Below are 5,091 nucleotides of genomic sequence, written 5' to 3' on the forward strand. Positions count from 1 at the left end.
GCTCTCTCCCCCTCGGGTCCCCCCCGGACCCCCCGGTCCTCCGGGCGAGGGCCGCTCAGGCGACCAGCTCGCCGAAGCTCTCCTCCTGGTCGCGGCCGAAGCTGAGCGCCTCGTCCTCGCGCAGCCGGCGCAGCGAGCGCCAGATGCTGCTCTTGACCGTGCCGACGCTGATGTTCAGGATGTCGGCGATCTCCGGGTCGGTGCGGCCCTCGTAGTAGCGCAGCACCAGCATCGTGCGCTGGAGCTCCGGCAGCCGGGCCAGCGCCTGCCACAGGACGGCGCGCAGCTCGGTGCCGCGCATCGCGTCGCTCTCGCCGACCGTCTCCGGAAGTTCCTCGGTGGGGTACTCGTTGAGCTTGCGCCGGCGCCAGGCGCTGATGTGCAGATTGGTCATCGTCCGGCGCAGATAGCCGCCGACCGCGGCCTTGTCGCTGATCCGGTCCCAGGCGCGGTACGTGGAGAACAGCGCGCTCTGCAACAGGTCCTCGGCCTCGTGACGATCACCGGTGAGGTGGTAGGCGGTGGCGTACAGGGAAGCGCGCCGCTCCTGGACGTAGGCGGTGAACTCCGCCTCCGTCAGGCCGCTGCGCGTGCCCCCGTTCTCCCTGTACGCCGCTGCCGCACCGCCCGCCTCGGGGCGCCGTACGCCGTCGCGGTGTCCCCCGTTGTCCACCGTGACCGCGTCGATCGCCACCATGTACGGCGGCCGCACCCGTCCGGTGCCGCGAACGCACCCCCGCCCGTTCACGGCACCGGACTTCTCGGTGCTCCGTACGGCGTTGTGCAGGCGCGTGCGAATGACCGCGCTCGTGGTGCCGGTGTGCAGTGCGGTCATCTCGCGCCCCCCGTCGGAGCCAGTTCGGTTGCTTGCCTTCCGGGACTGGCTTCTTCCCGGTGCCCACAAGACTGCAGGGCCAGTTTCATCGCGCTGTCGCCCGTTCGTCACAGCCGTGTCACAGGCCGCCGGAGGGGGCGTACGGGTCCGTCACGAGCGCTGTGCCGGTCGAAGTCCCGACGCCGCATGGGCCAGAATGACCAGCGTGCCATTCCTGTTGCTGATCGAGGACGACGACGCCATCCGGACGGCCCTCGAGCTCTCCCTGACCCGCCAGGGCCACCGCGTGGCCGCCGCGGCCTCGGGCGAGGAGGGCCTGAAGCTCCTGCGGGAGCAGCGGCCCGATCTGATCGTGCTGGACGTGATGCTGCCCGGCATCGACGGCTTCGAGGTGTGCCGGCGCATCAGGCGGACCGACCAGCTGCCGATCATCCTGCTGACCGCGCGCAACGACGACATCGATGTCGTGGTCGGGCTGGAGTCGGGCGCCGACGACTATGTCGTCAAACCGGTGCAGCCGCGGGTGCTGGACGCCCGCATCCGGGCGGTGCTGCGCCGCGGCGAGCGGGAGTCCAACGACGCGGCGACCTTCGGCAGCCTGGTCATCGACCGCTCGGCGATGACGGTCACCAAGAACGGCAAGGATCTGCAACTGACCCCGACCGAGCTGCGGCTGCTGCTGGAGCTCAGCCGCCGGCCGGGCCAGGCGCTCTCCCGGCAGCAGTTGCTGCGGCTGGTGTGGGAGCACGACTACCTCGGGGACTCCCGGCTGGTGGACGCGTGTGTGCAGCGGCTGCGGGCCAAGGTCGAGGACGTCCCCTCCTCCCCGACGCTGATCCGCACCGTCCGCGGGGTCGGCTATCGGCTGGACAGCCCCTCGTGACCGGGGCCGGCGGTGCCCCCACCGCCGCGGGCCGGCGCATGGACGGCCGGCCGCGGCGCCCGGGAACCGCCCGGGCGATATCCCTCGGAGAGACGACACGGTGACAGAGGAAACCTCCCCGCTCGGCGGACTGCGCGGCCGGGCGGCCGGATTGCTGCGCTGGACCAGCCTGCGGCTGCGGCTGGTGATCGTCTTCGCGCTGGTGGCGCTGACCGCCGCCGTCTCCGCCTCGGGCATCGCCTACTGGCTCAACCGGGACGCGGTGCTCACCCGCACCCAGAACGCCGCGCTGGACGACTTCCGCAAGCAGCTCAAGGACCACGCCGGCGAGCTGCCGCTGCGGCCCTCGTGCGACCAGCTGAAGGAGGCCGCCAACCGGATGGCGAGCACCACCCAGAACTACGAGGTGGTGCTCATCGACCGCAAGAGCGACGGCGAGTACTGCGCGGCCGCCTCCGAGGCCGGCGTGTTCACCCTCGACAAGGTGCCGCCGGAGCTGCGTACGGCGGTCAACAAGGTGCGCCCGGCGAACGAGGGCGACGGGGTGCCGTACCACCTGTACTGGCAGCGGATCACCCTCGGCGGCGACCCGTACCTGGTGGGCGGCGCCAAGGTCATCGGTGACGGTCCGACCGGCTATCTGCTCAAGTCGCTCGCCTCCGAGCGGGCGGACCTCAACTCCCTGGGCTGGTCGCTGGGCATCGCCACCGCGCTGGCCCTGATCGGTTCCGCGCTGCTGGCCCAGGCGGCGGCCACCACGGTGCTGCGGCCGGTGCAGCGGCTGGGCGAGGCGGCGCGCCGGCTGGGCGAGGGCAAGCTGGACACCCGGCTGCGGGTGTCGGGCACGGACGAACTGGCGGATCTGTCGCGCACGTTCAACAGGACGGCGGAGTCGCTGGAGCGGCGGGTGGAGGAGCTGAGCGCGCGGGAGGCCGCGAGCCGCCGGTTCGTGGCGGACATGTCGCACGAGCTGCGGACCCCGCTGACCGCGATCACCGCGGTGACCGAGGTGCTGGAGGACGAGGCCGACGGGCTCGACCCGATGATCGCGCCCGCCGTGCGGCTGGTGGTGACGGAGACCCGGCGGCTGAACGACCTGGTGGAGAACCTCATGGAGGTCACCCGGTTCGACGCGGGGACGGCCCGGCTGGTGCTGGACGACGTCGACGTGGCGGACATGGTGACGGCCTGCATCGACGCGCGGGCCTGGCTGGACGCCGTGGAACTGGACGCCGAGCGGGGCATCGTGGCCCGGCTCGACCCGCGGCGGCTGGACGTGATCCTGGCGAACCTCATCGGCAACGCGCTCAAGCACGGCGGCTCGCCGGTGCGGGTCGCGGTCCGGGAGGACGGGGAACAGCTGGTGGTGGAGGTGCGCGACCACGGCCCCGGCATCCCGGAGGACGTGCTGCCCCATGTGTTCGACCGCTTCTACAAGGCCAGCGCCTCCCGCCCGCGCTCCGAGGGCAGCGGCCTCGGCCTGTCCATCGCGATGGAGAACGCGCACATCCACGGCGGGGACATCACCGCCGCCAACTCCCCGGAGGGCGGGGCGGTGTTCACGCTCCGGCTCCCCATGGACGCCTCGCGGCTCGCGCCGGACGAGCCGCAGATACGGAACGAGCCCTGATGCACCGCCCCACCCCCCGGACGTCCCCGCGATCCTCGGCCGCCCCGCGCTCCTCGACCCCCGCGCCACGCCGGGCGGGCGCCGCCGCGCTGGTCACCGCCGCCACCCTGCTGTTCGCGGGGCTGGCCGCCGCGGGCTGCGGCATCCGCGGCACCTCCGTCCCGGTGGACGCCGGCCCGGCGCCCTCCCGCAAGTCCTGTGACGCGCAGGACCGCGCGGCCCCCGACGGCGCCAACAGCGTGCCCGTGAAGATCTTCCTGGTGTGCAACCGCCAACTGGAGGAGGTCGGCCGCCGGGTGCCGCTGCCGGACGACCGCACCGCCTCCGACCGGCGGCGGGTGGCCCGCGCGCTGCTGGCGGAGCTGCGCCAGGAGCTCACCGGCGCGGAGGACGAGGCGGGGCTCTCCACGGAGGTGCCGGCGCAGCTGGAGCTGACCGACTCCCGCTCCGGCGACCCGGAGGAGGCGCTGCGCCTCAACCGGCTGCCCGACGAGCTGCCGGCCTTCGCCCTCGCCCAGGTCGTCTGCACCTACGCCACCTCGCCGGCGGTCGGCCGGGACCGGGCCGTGGTGCTCGGCGGGCCCGGGGACGCCCCGCTGCTCCGCTTCACCTGCACCGAGGAGATGCGGTCCCGGCCGGACACGGCCACGGTCACCGGCACCCCGCTGGGCTGAGCGGCCCCCACGCCTCCCCCGGACACCGGCGTCGCCGACGTCGGGAGAGGCCGCGCGAACCCGTACCGGTGATGCGCGGGTCACAGGCGGAACCGCGTGCCCCGGCCGCCGCGTCCTGACTGGCGTGCAGCGTCATGGCCCCGGCGACACCGTCGCCTTCCGCATCCGCGCGACGGGACTCTTGCTCCTCGTCGGTCATCTGCTGCTCGTGGGGTGGCTGACGCTGCGCCCACTGGACGTCCCCTGGGTCACTCCCGCCAATCTCCACCCGCTGGCCACCATCCGTACGGAGCTGGAGGCGGGCACCTGGGAGTCGATGCGCGAGCTCGGCGGGGGGTTGCTGCTGCTGGCGCCGCTGGGGGTGCTGCTGCCGCTGATCGGCGGCCGGCCCGCCGCCTCGGGGCTGGGCTCCCTGGCCCGTACGGTCTTCGCCGGGGCGATGGTGGCGCTGCTGATCGAGCTGCTCCAGACCGATGTGCCCGGGCGCACCCTGGACGTGGACTCGCTGCTGCTGAACACCGTCGGCGTGGGGCTGGCGCACCTGGCGGTGGTGCCCGCGGTGCGGGCCAGGCTCCGCCGCAGGGAGCAGGCCGGGGCGCGCGCACCCCTCCCCCGGGAGGACGGCCCCCAGGCGGCGACCCCGACGATCCCCAGGGTCCGCATCGCCCCGTAGAGGGACGCTCCGTCCGATTCGCGACATCACACTGGAGTCATCGGGACGTGCCCGACGACTCGACGGTTCGTGAAGGAGACCTGACGATGACCGCTCTTGCCCGCCCCCGCGAAGGACGCGTGATCGGCGGCGTGTGCGCCGCCCTGGCCCGGCGCTTCGGCACCTCGGCCACCACCATGCGGGTGATCTTCCTGGTGTCCTGCCTGCTGCCGGGCCCGCAGTTCCTGCTCTACCTGGCGCTGTGGCTGCTGCTGCCGGCCGAGAAGAAGCAGAGCGCCACCGCCTGGTGAGCCCGCTGGTCCGGGCGGGCGCTCCGGCGGGGCGCTCTCGTCATGGCGCGCCTGTCATGGCGCTCTTGTCATGGCGACGGCCGGGCGCGCGGGCGCGCTCCGGCCG

Annotated in this window: 6 protein-coding genes; 5 read left to right on the forward strand and 1 reads right to left on the reverse strand. The window is 73.5% G+C overall.

Features of this window, described 5'->3' with window-relative positions:
- Positions 1-55: 55 nt before the first annotated feature.
- Positions 56-835, reverse strand: a complete 780-nt coding sequence (locus tag ACSNOD_RS28180; RefSeq protein WP_436769894.1) for a SigE family RNA polymerase sigma factor — start codon at positions 833-835, stop codon at positions 56-58.
- Between the two features lie 205 nt (positions 836-1,040).
- On the opposite strand from ACSNOD_RS28180, the gene afsQ1 reads away from it, so the two are divergent.
- The 5 genes from afsQ1 to ACSNOD_RS28205 all read left to right on the forward strand — a co-directional run bounded on the left by afsQ1 (position 1,041) and on the right by ACSNOD_RS28205 (position 4,985).
- Positions 1,041-1,718: a two-component system response regulator AfsQ1 gene (gene afsQ1 / locus ACSNOD_RS28185; RefSeq protein ID WP_436769895.1), complete on the forward strand. Its 678-nt coding sequence runs from the start codon at positions 1,041-1,043 to the stop codon at positions 1,716-1,718.
- A gap of 100 nt (positions 1,719-1,818) precedes the next feature.
- Positions 1,819-3,348, forward strand: coding sequence for an ATP-binding protein (locus tag ACSNOD_RS28190; protein ID WP_436769896.1), 1,530 nt, complete (start codon positions 1,819-1,821; stop codon positions 3,346-3,348).
- Complete coding sequence (locus ACSNOD_RS28195; protein WP_436769897.1) at positions 3,348-4,022, forward strand: hypothetical protein; 675 nt, start codon at positions 3,348-3,350, stop codon at positions 4,020-4,022. Before ACSNOD_RS28190 ends, ACSNOD_RS28195 begins: the two co-directional genes overlap by 1 nt.
- A 124-nt stretch (positions 4,023-4,146) precedes the next feature.
- Complete coding sequence (locus tag ACSNOD_RS28200; RefSeq protein WP_436769898.1) at positions 4,147-4,695, forward strand: VanZ family protein; 549 nt, start codon at positions 4,147-4,149, stop codon at positions 4,693-4,695.
- Positions 4,696-4,781: 86 nt separating this feature from the next.
- On the forward strand, positions 4,782-4,985 hold the full coding sequence (locus ACSNOD_RS28205) for a PspC domain-containing protein (RefSeq protein ID WP_436769899.1): 204 nt from the start codon (positions 4,782-4,784) through the stop codon (positions 4,983-4,985).
- Positions 4,986-5,091: the final 106 nt, after the last annotated feature.

It is taken from the genome of Streptomyces sp. URMC 123 (genome assembly GCF_051386515.1).
GTDB lineage: Bacteria > Actinomycetota > Actinomycetes > Streptomycetales > Streptomycetaceae > Streptomyces.

Bases quoted from the DNA above. Each gene is read 5' to 3' on its own strand.
- ACSNOD_RS28205 (WP_436769899.1), top strand. From the start codon at position 4,782: ATGACCGCTCTTGCCCGCCCCCGCGAAGGACGCGTGATCGGCGGCGTG.
- ACSNOD_RS28195 (WP_436769897.1), top strand. From the start codon at position 3,348: ATGCACCGCCCCACCCCCCGGACGTCCCCGCGATCCTCGGCCGCCCCG.
- ACSNOD_RS28180 (WP_436769894.1), bottom strand. From the start codon at position 835: ATGACCGCACTGCACACCGGCACCACGAGCGCGGTCATTCGCACGCGC.